The sequence below is a fragment of the Brevibacillus porteri genome, from assembly GCF_003013475.1.
Lineage (GTDB): Bacteria > Bacillota > Bacilli > Brevibacillales > Brevibacillaceae > Brevibacillus > Brevibacillus porteri.
Genome location: NZ_PXZO01000045.1, coordinates 58,698 through 71,808 on the forward strand (window position 1 = coordinate 58,698; position 13,111 = coordinate 71,808).

A 13,111-nucleotide genomic window follows, 5' to 3' on the forward strand; every position below is an offset into this window, starting at 1 on the left:
AAACACGTGAGAAGACTAGGTCCGACCTAGCAAACGTATCAGGAGGTTCACAAATGAAAAAGATCGCAGATGAACTCATGCAAGCAGGAATCGAAAAAGTGTGGACCGATGAACCCCTTGCTAATCATACAACGTGGCGGATCGGGGGTCCTGCTGATTTGTTAATCCAACCAAAGGATAAAGCATCCTTGCAAAAAGCCTTGCAGATCATCCATCGTCATGAAATTCCTTGGAGTGTAATCGGGCGCGGCTCAAACCTTCTGGTGAGGGACAGAGGGATACGTGGAGCCGTGCTTAAAGTGGCCGAGGGTTTAAGCCACTGTGAGTTCAGGGGCGAAGAGGTGTGTGTGGGTGCCGGATATTCCATGATCCGCCTGGCGGTGGAGACAGGCAAGATGGGATTAACAGGTATGGAGTTTGCAGGAGGGATTCCTGGTACGGTAGGCGGCGCCGTCTATATGAATGCGGGGGCACACGGATCTGATCTTTCACGTATTCTTATTGATGCCGAGATCCTTTTCGACAACGGCGAAAGTAAAGTGTTGAGTAACGAGGAACTGAGCTTTAGTTATCGGACGTCTCTTTTGCAAAAGCAAAAAGGGATCGTGTTAGAAGCCCGTTTTCAATTGAGGAAGGGCGACCGCAAGGAGATTGCGGCCACACTCGCTGCCAATAAGGAACGACGGCGCAATACGCAGCCACTGCAGATGCCGTGTGCCGGCAGCGTGTTCCGAAATCCGCCAAATGACCACGCAGGTCGCCTGATTGAGGCGGCTGGGCTGAAGGGCTATCGGGTCGGAGGAGCTCAGGTTTCAGAAAAACACTCCAACTTCATCGTGAATTGCGGAGGTGCAACGGCTGCCGACGTCCTCACCTTGATTGATCACGTGCGGAGCACCATTCTCGAGAAAAATGGGATTGACCTGCATCCGGAAGTCCTGGTGGTGGGCGAGGGGTAACACGGAGGTGAAAGTTTGGAGACTTTTGCGATCGAAGGCGGAAGACCTCTGTCCGGTTCGCTTCGGATCCAAGGTGCTAAGAACGCTGCTCTTCCCATTCTTGCCGCTGCTGTGCTCGCGGAAGGGCAATTCTATATCTATGACGTCCCCCATCTAAAAGACATTAAAGTCATGCTCGAAATCTTGACGCTGCTTGGGGCGAATACGAAGCATGAGGACGGATGTGTCGATCTGGATACAACATCTGTCTGTGTCCCGCAGGTGCCGGATGATTTAATGAGCCAAATGCGATCTTCGATTTTTTTGGCGGGACCACTCCTGGCACGTCTGGGTGAGGTCACGATTTCCAGGCCAGGTGGATGTGACATTGGAGAGCGCAGGATTGACTTACACTTGGCTGGATTGACTGCGCTAGGAGCCAAGATCGAAGAATCGGAAGGCTACATTACATTTCGGGCCAAACAATTGCGTGGGTCCAATATCTTTCTTTCCTTCCCTAGTGTGGGCGCGACGGAAAATATCATGATGGCGGCTGTGCTGGCAAAAGGCACGACCCGAATTTGTAATGCAGCACGAGAACCGGAAATCATCGACCTCCAAAATTTCCTGAATGCAATGGGGGCGCGGATCAGAGGGGCAGGCACCGATACGATTGAGATCAGTGGTGTACCTCGCTTGCGTTCCGTCAGTTACCGGATCATACCGGACAGGATTGTGACAGGAACCTATCTGCTGGCTGTCGGTATTTCACAGGGACATATCGAATTGACCAATACACTGCCTGAGCAATTGATGGCATTGATTGAGGTCGCCCGTAGCTGCGGTGTTGAAATCAAGACCCGCCATGATATAATGGAAATCAAAAGCACCTCCCGTCCACGTGCCTACGACCGGATCATCACCTCGCCATATCCAGGGTTTCCAACCGATTTGCAGGCGCAGCTGATGGTGTTTCTGTCACAGGCTAGGGGAACGAGTGTCATTAAAGAGACCATTTTTGAAGGAAGATTCAAACATGTGAATGAATTGGCGCGAATGGGCGCCTCTATATACGTAGATCTTGGCTCCGCAATCATTCGGGGTGTCAACAAATTGACCGCTACGAATGTCGAAGCTACCGATCTTCGAGCAGGTGCTGCCTTAGTCCTCGCAGGGCTTGCTGCAGAAGGTATTACCACGGTGAACCAGATCCATCATATCGATCGCGGATACGATCGGCTGGAAGAGCAGTTGCTTCAATTAGGAGCCGATATATCACGCGTATCGATTTAACCGAGGGAGAGTGGGCGGCATAATGTTATGCCGCTTTCCCTGTTTTGTTTAATGACATTTATTCGAAAGACATCCAGTAATTTACTTTGCTCTGGGCAATGAGCCTAAAAAACATGAGGAAGGGTACGGCCATGGCGGTATATGAGGAACGCATTCCGCAAGTTAAGCAACAACGCCCCAGAAGAAGGGGCAACCGCAAGCTGGTCATTCTACTGGTACTATTTTTTCTTACCATTCTCATCATCGTTTTTATCCGTTCCCCTTACAGTAAGGTGCAAGAGATTCGAGTGATTGGTAATGATATTTATACGACGGAGCAAATCATTACACAATCTGGCTTAAAAAAGGACATGCAGTTTCTAAACGTATGGGAGAACAGTGTACGAACTAACATGAAACCATTAGAGGCCATTAAAGATGTGACGGTGAGCCGCTCTTTCCCTGGATTGATCACGCTACATATAACCGAACAAAAGCGCGTCGCTTTTTGGAGTGGGCAGGACGGAAGCCGTTATGCCTTACTGGACAATGGCTATGTGCTCAAACAGGTTAATTTCGCCAAGCGCGTAGTGGACAGGCCATTGATTAGCTCGTGGGCTTCACCTGAGCTCCTTCCCCATCTTGCGAAGTCGCTATCGAAATTATCGCCAGATGTACTCGCGGAAATTTCGGATATTACGCTGACGCCAACGGTTTACGACAAGCAACGCGTCACGCTGTACATGCGAGACGGGAATGAAGTAAGAAGTGTCATCTACAAGCTCGACAAGATGATGAACTGGTACCCGACGATCGTGAAAGAATTGCCGTCAAATACAAAAGGGGTGCTCTCTTTGTTTGAGCAGCCGTGGTTTATTCCGTACGGTGCTCAAGGGGCTATTCCTATACAGGAAGGGCAAGAGCAACCACAGCAGTAAATAAAAAAGGGGAAAGTAGACAATGAGTCGTCGTCGCAAATTTCATTTGTATTTAACCATCGTGACGTTATCTACCGGCTTTCTAGTGGCCACTTCCTTCGAAACGAACAAGCTTACGCGCAAAGAACGGATGAATGATCAGCTGTTCCAACAGGAAACGCAATTAAATGACCGAATTTTGGCTGAGAAGGAGCAAAATCGGCATCTGGAAAATCAACTGCTCGATTTGCAGCGTCAGGTGGGAAAAGTGGAAGAAGCGATGGCAGAGCGTAAATCGGAGGCTGCAGAGACACTCAGTCAACTGGATGCAGCGCGGATGCTGGCAGGGGTAGTCGCTGTTGCAGGGCCGGGTATTGTCATAACGATGCAGGATAGCCAGAATGCAGCGAACAGCGCAGACATCGCGAACTACATCGTGCATGAGCAGGATGTGCGCCTGGTCGTCAATGAACTGCGTGCAGCAGGAGCAGAGGCCATCAGCATTAACGGACAGCGAGTGGTGAGCAATTCCGAGATCCGTTGTATTGGACCAACGATTATCGTAAACGGCATCAAGTCGGCCGCTCCGTTTGTCGTAACAGCGATTGGAAATCCCGATACACTAGACAGTGCTTTGAACTTGCCGGGTGGTGTTTTGCACTCCTTGCAAGATTTTGTCCAAATAAGCGTAGCCAAAAAAGAGCGGGTCGAGCTGCCTGCCTTTGTTGGTGACGCGAAAACGAAACACTCCTAAATAAAAGGATGCGTTTACCTATGTTACAAAAAAGCCGTAAAATCACATTTATTCTTGCCATTATTAGTGCTATCATAGGTGTGATGTTGACTGTGCAATTACGAAGCAGTCTTCATCCTGTTCATAAAGAGTCTCGCAGCATCGCGGAACTTCGGACCACGTTGCAAAAAGAACTGGAGAAACACAAAAACCTGCTCGCAGACATTTCAAAGTATAATCAGCTGTACTACCAATACGAAACCTCACTCAGTGAAGATGAAAGTATCTCCGTTATGAAAGAGGAGTTGGCACGGACTCGCCGAATGGCTGGTATGGTAGGGATGGAGGGAGAAGGCATCGTTATTGATGTTGTCGATGCCCATACGTCTGAACAACCAGCTATGGATGAACATATGCCTGTGCCTGTTGTAGGAGACTATACGATTGACGATGAAGATTTGCGCTGGTTGGTAAATATCCTGTTTGCAAACGGAGCACAAGCTGTTTCCATTAATGGCCATCGACTGATTGCTACCACTGCAATCCGCAATGTGGGAGACGTCATCCAAATCGATACCAGGACGATTAGGGCTCCGTATGAGATAAAAGCATTGGGGGAACCTGAAGTATTGTTGTCCGCATTGAAGCTGGAGGGCGTAGAAGAGAACTTTCAACTGGCGAATAAAAAGGTGCTGGCAGAAAAACGGGACAAGCTGATGATTTCAGCGAATAACGAAACACGTGTCATTCAATTTATGAAACCTGTGAAAGAAAAAGGAGATTCGTAACCATGTGGCTCCCGCTTATCGGACTGATTGTCGGTCTTGTTGTCGGCTTCCTGCTGGATTGGCGTGTGCCCCAGGAGTATAGTAGCTATCTATCAATAGCCCTCCTGGCGGGATTGGATACGATCTTTGGGGGGATTCGTTCGTTTTTAGAACGTACTTTTAACGTTCGTATTTTCATGTCTGGATTCTTTTTCAACACACTTTTTGCAGCAGGCTTGGCCTTCATCGGAGGGTTCTTGGGGATTGATCTATATTTGGCTGCGATCGTGGCTTTCGGCGTCCGCTTGTTCAACAATCTCGCTGTCATTAGGAGAATTGTTCTATCCAAATGGATCAATCAGCAAGATTAACGCGAAGGAAAATGGGAAGATGGTCATTTTTTTACAAAAAATCAATAAGAAAAAAAGGGAATGGTTGTCCTGTGTGGAATAATTTATGCAGGTGTTCTCATTTTAGCAAGAAAAAAGACGTAGCAGGGGAGGTGTCACAGGTTTGGTAAGCAATGAACTCATAGTCAGCCTAGACATTGGAACATCCAAAGTACGCGTCATGATCGGCGAGATCAACAATGGTTCCATCAACATCATCGGCGTCGGACAATCACACTCAGAAGGCATCAAGAAGGGCGTGATTGTAGACATCGACCAAACCGTGCATGCCATCCGAGAAGCGGTTGATCATGCGGAGCGCATGGTTGGCGTTTCAATCGAAGAAGTGTATGTGGGGATCACTGGAAACCATATCGATCTGCATGAAACCCAAGGGGTTGTCGCTGTATCCAGCGAAGACCGTGAGATACGAGAAGAAGATATTCAACGCGTAATTCAGGCAGCGAAGGTTGTGGCTATTCCTCCAGACCGTGAAATCATCGAGGTAGTCCCAAAGGAGTACATCGTTGATGGACAAGGGAGCATTAAGGACCCTCGTGGGATGATTGGTGTCCGACTGGAAATGGAAGGGACTATTGTGACCGGGTTGAAAACGGTCGTACATAACATCGTTCGCTGTGCTCAACGAACCAATCTGCGTGTAGCTGGAATATTCTTGCAACCGCTTGCGGCTAGCACTGTTGCTCTATCCAAAGATGACAAAAATATGGGTGTCGTTCTTGTCGACATCGGTGCGGGTTCTACCACGATCGGTGTATTCGAACAAGGGAAACTGGCAGCGACCACCGTGATCGGCATCGGTGGCGACCACATTACTAGCGATATTTCACTGGGACTACGCACGCATACAGATGTGGCAGATCGTGTGAAAACCAAAAACGGCTGTGCCCTTATTGACGAAGCATCTGAAGATGTGAAGTTCAAGGTGAACCGGATTGGTAGCGAAGTCGAAAAACAATTTACGCAAGTGGATTTGGCCAATATTATCGAGCCGCGCGCTGCGGAAATATTCCAATTAGTCGAGGATGCTGTATACAAATTGGGCTACCGCGACGAAATTGCAGGGGGCTATGTTCTTACGGGTGGTACCGTAGCCATGCCGGGCATGTTGGAATTGGCAAAAGAAGAATTGGACGCACCTGTTCGAATTGCGATTCCTGATTACATCGGAGTGCGAGATCCTGCCTACACCACCGGGGTAGGTTTGATTCAATATGCCTTGCAGTTGATGGAGCGCCGCAGCATTCGCGTCACCCCCTCATTCAAGGGCACTCAGAAGCAAACCGTCTCGTCTAAGCCAAAAGAAGGCGGCGGTTTGATGGAAAAAGTAAAAAACTGGTTTAGCGAATTTATTTAAGGGAGTTCGCTTTACCGAGCTTAACTACAATGACGAAGTCGGGGATCGTTTCGTTCCATTGTGTTTAGTTGACAGGCTTCTGTAGCCACGAGTTTTTCTTATGTTGAATTGGGGAGGACTAGCAATATGCTGGAATTTGATATGGACTTGGAATCTTTTGCACGAATTAAAGTCATTGGTTGCGGGGGCGGAGGTAGCAACGCAGTAAACCGCATGATCGCAGGTGGAGTAAAGGGTGTAGAATTCATCACCTTGAACACCGACGCGCAAGCACTTCAGCTCTCTAGTGCAGATATCAAGCTGCAAATCGGGGAAAAGCTGACACGTGGACTTGGAGCAGGTGCAAATCCTGAGATCGGTAAAAAAGCAGCGGAAGAAAGCCGTGATTTGATTGAAAACGCTCTGCGTGGAGCTGACATGGTATTCGTAACTGCCGGTATGGGTGGTGGTACGGGTACAGGTGCAGCACCTGTTGTTGCAGAGATCGCTAAGGAAATGGGTGCTCTTACCGTTGGTGTAGTAACCCGTCCGTTCTCCTTCGAGGGTCGCAGACGCTCCCAGCACGGTGAGATCGGTATTGCTGCTCTGAAAGAAAAAGTAGACACACTGATCGTGATTCCTAATGACCGACTTTTGGAAATCGTTGACAAAAATACACCAATGCTCGAAGCGTTCCGCGAAGTTGACAACGTACTGCGACAAGGGGTTCAAGGTATTTCCGACCTGATTGCGGTACCTGGACTGATCAACTTGGACTTCGCTGACGTGAAGACGATCATGACTGAGCGTGGTTCTGCTCTCATGGGTATCGGTGTAAGTAGCGGCGAAAATCGTGCGGCTGAAGCAGCTCGTCGCGCTATTTCCAGCCCACTGCTCGAAACTGCGATTGATGGTGCACGCGGTGTTCTCATGAACATCACAGGTGGTACGAACCTGAGCTTGTACGAAGTAAACGAAGCAGCTGATATCGTATCTTCTGCATCGGACCCAGATGTTAACATGATTTTCGGTGCGGTAATTAACGAGGATTTGAAAAATGAATTGGTAGTGACCGTAATTGCAACAGGCTTCGAGCATAGTCAACGCGCGGCGGAAGCTCCACGTCGTCAACAACAGCCGATCAACACGCCTGGTAATCGTCCGACACCAGTTTCCAATACGAATAACAGCCGTGCGAAGGAAGAAGAGGAAGACAAGTCCTTCTTCTCCATGGGCAACCTGGATAATCTGGATATTCCAGCATTCCTGCGCAATCGCCGCCGCAACAAAAACTAAAGCGATAAACGACTGTCAAAAGCCTTGTTCCCGTCAGTGGGGACAAGGCTTTTTTTCGTTGATTGGATGAAAAAATGTTAGACAAAAAAACCAAAAAAACACCGTCAAGAATTGACAGACTTTACATACACATTGATATATACTGCTTTTACTGATAGAAGTCGTCCTACTATTTACCATTTTTGCTAGGACACATGCTTGCTGCCAAGTCGGTCAAAAGATGAGGAGGAAAGCAAGTGGTTGTGTATCTTGATATCATTCTACTCCTGAATGTGGCTATTGATACCTTGTTACTCTGGTTTACTGCTTATTTTCGCAAAGAGCGCATGGTGTGGTGGAGAATGATACTTGCGTCCCTGTTTGGCTCCGCGTATCTGATCTTTTTCTTTTTTCCTGTATTTTCTCCGATGTATCAATGGTGGGTCAAACTGCTCTTTTCTGTCATCATGCTGTGGATTGCTTTTGGGAACAGGAGGTTGTTGTCCTTTGCGCAAAACTTAATCATTTTTTACTTTGTCGCATTTGTGTTCGGAGGGGGAGTGCTTGGGCTACAGTATTTTTTGGCACCGCAGAGTGAAATTGTAAATGGACTGGTTGTCACGCATAATGATGGGTTTGGCGTAGGTTTCAAGCCAACCTTGGGGATTGTTCTGATCGGTTTTATCCTGATATTTTTTCTCGGGAAAAAGAGCTACCGCGCGATTCAGGAGCCGCGAAGAATCGAAACCTTTCTTGTCGATGTCGTCGTTACGGTGGCAGGGGAAAAAGTCATTTGCCGTGGACTTGTGGATACTGGAAACCAGCTCCACGAGCCAATTACACGCATACCCGTCATGATTATGGAGAATCGCATGTTCGCACATTTGCTTCCGCCGTCGCTTCTCCGACAAGCCGATGAAAACGGTGGAGTGTGGGAGAAGCTGGACGGATCTTGGGACCATCTGCCGCTGGAATGGCAGTCTCGGGTACGCTTGATCCCGTATCGCAGCGTGTCAAGAGGTATGGATTTTTTACTCGCAATCAAACCAGACCATGTCATGGTTGTGCAAGACGGGATTCGTTTTGAAACAGAACGGGTGTTAATCGGGCTTAACCCGATCCCATTGGCCGCTGACGGCAAGTATCAGGCCATCGTGCACCCAGCCATGATGGAAACCTATGAAGCGGATGTTCAAAAAGTCGTCTATTGATCACGAAGAAACAACCTTTATTCTCAAACAGGAGGGCTAATCATGTATGTAAAACTTCGCCTACAACTCCAATTGACCTGGTACCGAATCTTGCTCTGGCTTGGTGTACGCGCCGAAGAAGTCTATTATATTGGCGGGAGTGAAGCATTGCCTCCACCGTTGACCAGAGAAGAAGAGGAGCTGCTGCTCGGACGACTGCCGTCTGGTGATCCGGCTGTTCGCGGTATGCTCATTGAACGCAATCTTCGTCTGGTCGTATACATCGCCCGCAAGTTTGAGAATACGGGAATTAATATTGAGGACTTGGTCAGCATTGGCACTATTGGCTTGATCAAGGCTGTGAACACCTTTGATCCAGACAAGAACATCAAGCTGGCAACGTATGCTTCTCGTTGTATCGAAAATGAAATCCTCATGTATCTTCGCCGCAATAATAAAATTCGTTCAGAGGTATCTTTTGATGAACCGCTTAACATTGATTGGGATGGCAATGAGCTGTTGCTCTCAGATGTTTTGGGTACGGAGAATGACACGATTTATAAAAACATCGAGGACCAAGTGGATCGAAAGCTTCTGAAAAAAGCACTGGATAAGCTGTCTGACCGCGAGAGAATTATCATGGAGCTGCGCTTCGGCTTAGCGGGAGAAGAGGAAAAGACACAAAAGGATGTAGCGGATTTGTTAGGAATCTCACAGTCGTATATTTCGCGTTTGGAAAAGCGAATTATAAAACGGTTGCGAAAAGAATTCAACAAGATGGTCTAACGCATATTTTCCCAGCTTGGGGGGATACTGTTCCTAAACCGAAACAGATGGTGGTTTTTGCCACCTTCTTGGTCGGCTACGCGTCAGTTACGCGGCCTTTCAAGACAACCGGGTTAGGGACTTTTTTCTTGCTTCGAGGAGGGAAAGACGTGACGCGCAATAAGGTAGAGATATGCGGGGTAGATACCTCCAAGCTTCCGGTGTTGACAAACAAAGAGATGCGGGAATTGTTTGAGCGCCTGCAAAGTGGGGAGCTGGCTGCCCGCGAGAAGCTGGTCAACGGCAACTTGCGACTGGTGCTTAGCGTAATTCAACGGTTCAACAATCGCGGAGAATTCGTGGATGACTTGTTTCAAGTGGGCTGCATCGGATTGATGAAAGCGATCGACAACTTTGATCTCGGACAAAATGTGAAGTTTTCCACGTATGCCGTACCGATGATCATTGGAGAAATTCGACGCTATTTACGGGACAACAATCCGATTCGCGTTTCCCGTTCTTTGCGAGACATCGCGTACAAGGCCTTGCAGGTGCGTGACAATCTGACCAACAAACATTCGCGAGAGCCTACCATTATCGAGATTTCTCAGGAATTGAACGTGGCCAAAGAAGACGTCGTGTTTGCACTCGATGCGATCCAAGATCCGGTTTCTTTGTTTGAACCGATTTATCAGGATGGCGGCGATCCGATTTACGTCATGGATCAGATTAGTGACGAGAAGAACAAAGATGTCACGTGGGTCGAAGAAATTGCGCTTCGTGAGGGAATGCAGCGGCTAGGTGACCGAGAAAAAATGATATTATCCATGCGCTTTTACGAAGGAAAAACGCAAATGGAAGTAGCAGAGGAAATCGGTATCTCACAGGCACAGGTCTCTCGATTAGAAAAAGCGGCAATTGCCCATATGCAAAAGCACGTTCAATCGTAAGGAAAAACCAAATAGGCGACCCGGCGGTCTTGTACCGTTCGGGTTTTTTGTACGAGTGGAAAAGTTAGTTTTCAATCCCCTTACTTTTTGGCAAAGAAGCGGACATATTCCTCGGTGGACTCATATACTGAAAGTAACGGAGAAAAGAAGGTGAGGAAGAATGGTAAAAATCTCTGACTTCCAGACCAAAGAAGTGGTAAATATTCTCGATGGGAAACGGCTTGGGCAAATTTCAGATTTGGAGATCGATCTGCGTCACGGTCGTGTAGAGGCTATCGTCGTACCGGGACCAGGCAAGTTTCTCGGCTTCTTTTCTGCCGGGAACGATTATGTCATACCCTGGCGCAATATTGTGAAGATCGGGAAAGATGTGGTGCTTGTTCGGATGGAAGAAGCACTTAAAGTTGAAGTGAAAACTTCAGGTGGAGAAGAATACTAATGCGTAAAGGGAGAAAGGCACGGATAGCCTTTCTTTTCTTTTCGGCTATGGTATGATTAGCCATATGAGGAAGGTGACAACATGAGAGAACCATTTGTCAGGGTAGAGGATAAGTCAATCTTATCGGTAACAGAGTGGGAGCAACAATTTCCTGGCTTAGTGGCGGGGTTTACTATTCGCTCAGGCGGGGAAAGTGAACAACCGTACGGGTCTTTTAATATGGGGTTGCATGTGGGTGATGAATCTGCGAACGTAGTAGCCAATAGACGCAAGCTAGCAGAACAAGTCGGGATGTCTTTTACAGCGTGGACATGCGCCGACCAAGTGCACGGGAATCGGATATGCCAGGTCACATCAGGCGGTGCGGGAAAAGAAAGTCTGGAGGACGTCATATCTGCAACGGATGGATTGTTTACCCTTGAAAAAGGAGTCATGCTGACCTCGTTTTATGCAGATTGCGTTCCTCTCTATTTTCTAGATCCCCAATCGGGAGCAATCGGACTTGCGCACGCAGGCTGGAAGGGGACAGTGGGCCGTATTGCCGAGGAAATGGTGAAGGCAATGACGAAGCACTATCAAGCAAAGCCAGAGGGTATCCGCGTCGCAATTGGCCCATCCATTGGCGGCTGTTGCTATGAAGTTGATGAGCGAATCATGACGCAAGTACGCACTTGTGCAGCCGATTGGGAAAAAGCAGTAATCTCCTCGACAGGAGAGCGGTATATGCTGGACCTTCGTCAGCTGAACACAGAGATATTACTCGAAGCAGGAATTTCTTCAGGGAATATTTTATCCACGGATTGGTGTACAAGCTGCAGAACAGACTTGTTTTTCTCTCATCGCAAGGAAGCTGGGATACAAGGAACTACCGGACGCATGGCTTCCTATATCGGCTGGAAGGAAAACCTGTAGAAGAAAGGGAAGGGTTCGTTATGACCAAGGAACAAGAACTGTTAAAAGAACGACTGCAATCCATTGAAGCAAGAATTCAGGCTGCTTGCGATCGGGCGAACCGCAAACGTGAGGAAGTAAAAATTATTGCTGTGACCAAGTATGTCGACGCAGATGCCGTTGGGGACTTGCTCGCTGTAGGCGTAGAGAATATCGGGGAAAATCGCGTGCAGGATGCCTTGCCCAAGCACCAGCTACACGGCGATAAAGGGATCTGGCATTTTATTGGGCACCTCCAGACAAACAAGGCAAAAGAAGTCGTAGGACGATTCCCGTACATCCATTCTCTGGATCGGCTTTCTTTGGCACAAGAGCTGAATCGACGCGGTGAAGCGTTGGATCATGTCGTAAAATGCTTTTTGCAGATCAATATATCCGGCGAAGAGACAAAATTTGGGCTTAGTCCCAATGACGTATTGGCTTTTTTGCGCGAAACCAGTAATATGAAACATATAAGTATCGTCGGATTAATGACGATGGCGCCTGTTGTCGAAACCCAAGAGGAAGCCAGACAGGTGTTCCGTGGCCTGTATGAGTGGAAGCAACGGATTAACGAAATGGCATTCCCGCACGCACAGGTGGAAGAGCTGTCTATGGGCATGTCTAGTGATTTTGAAGTGGCCATTGAAGAAGGAGCTACATATATTCGGTTGGGGTCGGTATTGGTCAAGCCGGAGTAAAGGAAAACAGACCAAACCACGGAGTAAGAGAGGAGGAAGAGTATGGGTGTTATGAATAAATTGATGGGGTTTCTGGGGTTAGAAAACGAGGAATACATCGAAGAGACAACAACGGTGGAAGAGGAAAGAGAAGAGCAAGAATCCTCGCACAAACGCCAGCCGACGGGTCGAGCTAATAACGTGGTACCGTTTCAAGCACGGGAAAAGGAGGGAATCCGTTTGATTCTCTGTGAACCCCGTCATTACAGTGACGCACAGGATATCGCAGACAACCTGCGTCATCGTAGACCCGTTGTGGTCAACCTCCATCGCGTGGAAAAAGACCAAGCCAAGAGAATTATCGACTTTTTGAGCGGGACGGTCTACGCATTAAACGGCGATATCCAAAAGGTCGGAGACACGATCTTCGTGTGCACGCCTGACCATGTAGATATTCAGGGTACGATTTCCAGTGTGTTGGAAGAGTAGCCAATTAAGACGAATATAAA

General features: G+C 48.1%; 15 protein-coding genes. All 15 read left to right on the forward strand.

The window, feature by feature from the left end:
• The first annotated feature begins 53 nt into the window (after window positions 1-53).
• The 15 genes from murB (at window position 54) to C7R92_RS22480 (ending at window position 13,091) form a co-directional block, all read left to right on the forward strand.
• Window positions 54-959 (forward strand): UDP-N-acetylmuramate dehydrogenase, encoded by a 906-nt coding sequence (murB, locus tag C7R92_RS22410; RefSeq protein WP_017249558.1) that lies wholly within the window; start codon window positions 54-56, stop codon window positions 957-959.
• 15 nt (window positions 960-974) lie between these two features.
• Window positions 975-2,231, forward strand: coding sequence for a UDP-N-acetylglucosamine 1-carboxyvinyltransferase (gene murA / locus C7R92_RS22415; RefSeq protein WP_017249557.1), 1,257 nt, complete (start codon window positions 975-977; stop codon window positions 2,229-2,231).
• Between the two features lie 131 nt (window positions 2,232-2,362).
• Window positions 2,363-3,148 (forward strand): cell division protein FtsQ/DivIB, encoded by a 786-nt coding sequence (locus C7R92_RS22420; RefSeq protein WP_069849618.1) that lies wholly within the window; start codon window positions 2,363-2,365, stop codon window positions 3,146-3,148.
• A gap of 22 nt (window positions 3,149-3,170) precedes the next feature.
• Entirely contained in the window at window positions 3,171-3,881 is a 711-nt protein-coding gene (locus C7R92_RS22425; protein WP_017249555.1) for a DUF881 domain-containing protein, read from the forward strand.
• A 20-nt stretch (window positions 3,882-3,901) separates the two neighbouring features.
• Window positions 3,902-4,648 (forward strand): DUF881 domain-containing protein, encoded by a 747-nt coding sequence (locus C7R92_RS22430; protein ID WP_017249554.1) that lies wholly within the window; start codon window positions 3,902-3,904, stop codon window positions 4,646-4,648.
• Between the two features lie 2 nt (window positions 4,649-4,650).
• Complete coding sequence (locus C7R92_RS22435; protein WP_017249553.1) at window positions 4,651-4,998, forward strand: small basic family protein; 348 nt, start codon at window positions 4,651-4,653, stop codon at window positions 4,996-4,998.
• Between the two features lie 142 nt (window positions 4,999-5,140).
• Window positions 5,141-6,394, forward strand: coding sequence for a cell division protein FtsA (ftsA, locus tag C7R92_RS22440; RefSeq protein ID WP_015892089.1), 1,254 nt, complete (start codon window positions 5,141-5,143; stop codon window positions 6,392-6,394).
• Window positions 6,395-6,520: 126 nt separating this feature from the next.
• Window positions 6,521-7,669 carry a cell division protein FtsZ gene (ftsZ, locus tag C7R92_RS22445; protein ID WP_015892088.1) on the forward strand — a complete coding sequence of 383 codons (1,149 nt, stop codon included), beginning with the start codon at window positions 6,521-6,523 and terminating at the stop codon, window positions 7,667-7,669.
• Window positions 7,670-7,905: 236 nt separating this feature from the next.
• Window positions 7,906-8,859: a sigma-E processing peptidase SpoIIGA gene (spoIIGA, locus tag C7R92_RS22450; RefSeq protein ID WP_106835697.1), complete on the forward strand. Its 954-nt coding sequence runs from the start codon at window positions 7,906-7,908 to the stop codon at window positions 8,857-8,859.
• A 42-nt stretch (window positions 8,860-8,901) separates the two neighbouring features.
• Window positions 8,902-9,624: an RNA polymerase sporulation sigma factor SigE gene (sigE, locus tag C7R92_RS22455; RefSeq protein ID WP_007717727.1), complete on the forward strand. Its 723-nt coding sequence runs from the start codon at window positions 8,902-8,904 to the stop codon at window positions 9,622-9,624.
• A 149-nt stretch (window positions 9,625-9,773) separates the two neighbouring features.
• Window positions 9,774-10,553 (forward strand): RNA polymerase sporulation sigma factor SigG, encoded by a 780-nt coding sequence (gene sigG, locus C7R92_RS22460; protein WP_007717728.1) that lies wholly within the window; start codon window positions 9,774-9,776, stop codon window positions 10,551-10,553.
• A 160-nt stretch (window positions 10,554-10,713) separates the two neighbouring features.
• The gene (locus C7R92_RS22465; protein ID WP_017249551.1) at window positions 10,714-10,992 is read left to right on the forward strand and encodes a YlmC/YmxH family sporulation protein; all 279 of its coding nucleotides are present in this window, start codon (window positions 10,714-10,716) and stop codon (window positions 10,990-10,992) included.
• An 81-nt stretch (window positions 10,993-11,073) separates the two neighbouring features.
• Window positions 11,074-11,904 carry a peptidoglycan editing factor PgeF gene (gene pgeF, locus C7R92_RS22470; RefSeq protein ID WP_106835698.1) on the forward strand — a complete coding sequence of 277 codons (831 nt, stop codon included), beginning with the start codon at window positions 11,074-11,076 and terminating at the stop codon, window positions 11,902-11,904.
• A gap of 20 nt (window positions 11,905-11,924) precedes the next feature.
• Window positions 11,925-12,623, forward strand: a complete 699-nt coding sequence (locus C7R92_RS22475) for a YggS family pyridoxal phosphate-dependent enzyme (RefSeq protein WP_106835699.1) — start codon at window positions 11,925-11,927, stop codon at window positions 12,621-12,623.
• Between the two features lie 42 nt (window positions 12,624-12,665).
• Window positions 12,666-13,091 (forward strand): cell division protein SepF, encoded by a 426-nt coding sequence (locus C7R92_RS22480; RefSeq protein WP_017249548.1) that lies wholly within the window; start codon window positions 12,666-12,668, stop codon window positions 13,089-13,091.
• Window positions 13,092-13,111: the final 20 nt, after the last annotated feature.

Bases quoted from the DNA above. Each gene is read 5' to 3' on its own strand.
- murB (WP_017249558.1), top strand. From the start codon at position 54: ATGAAAAAGATCGCAGATGAACTCATGCAAGCAGGAATCGAAAAAGTG.
- C7R92_RS22420 (WP_069849618.1), top strand. From the start codon at position 2,363: ATGGCGGTATATGAGGAACGCATTCCGCAAGTTAAGCAACAACGCCCC.
- C7R92_RS22425 (WP_017249555.1), top strand. From the start codon at position 3,171: ATGAGTCGTCGTCGCAAATTTCATTTGTATTTAACCATCGTGACGTTA.
- C7R92_RS22430 (WP_017249554.1), top strand. From the start codon at position 3,902: ATGTTACAAAAAAGCCGTAAAATCACATTTATTCTTGCCATTATTAGT.
- C7R92_RS22435 (WP_017249553.1), top strand. From the start codon at position 4,651: ATGTGGCTCCCGCTTATCGGACTGATTGTCGGTCTTGTTGTCGGCTTC.
- ftsZ (WP_015892088.1), top strand. From the start codon at position 6,521: ATGCTGGAATTTGATATGGACTTGGAATCTTTTGCACGAATTAAAGTC.
- sigE (WP_007717727.1), top strand. From the start codon at position 8,902: ATGTATGTAAAACTTCGCCTACAACTCCAATTGACCTGGTACCGAATC.
- C7R92_RS22465 (WP_017249551.1), top strand. From the start codon at position 10,714: ATGGTAAAAATCTCTGACTTCCAGACCAAAGAAGTGGTAAATATTCTC.
- pgeF (WP_106835698.1), top strand. From the start codon at position 11,074: ATGAGAGAACCATTTGTCAGGGTAGAGGATAAGTCAATCTTATCGGTA.
- C7R92_RS22475 (WP_106835699.1), top strand. From the start codon at position 11,925: ATGACCAAGGAACAAGAACTGTTAAAAGAACGACTGCAATCCATTGAA.
- C7R92_RS22480 (WP_017249548.1), top strand. From the start codon at position 12,666: ATGGGTGTTATGAATAAATTGATGGGGTTTCTGGGGTTAGAAAACGAG.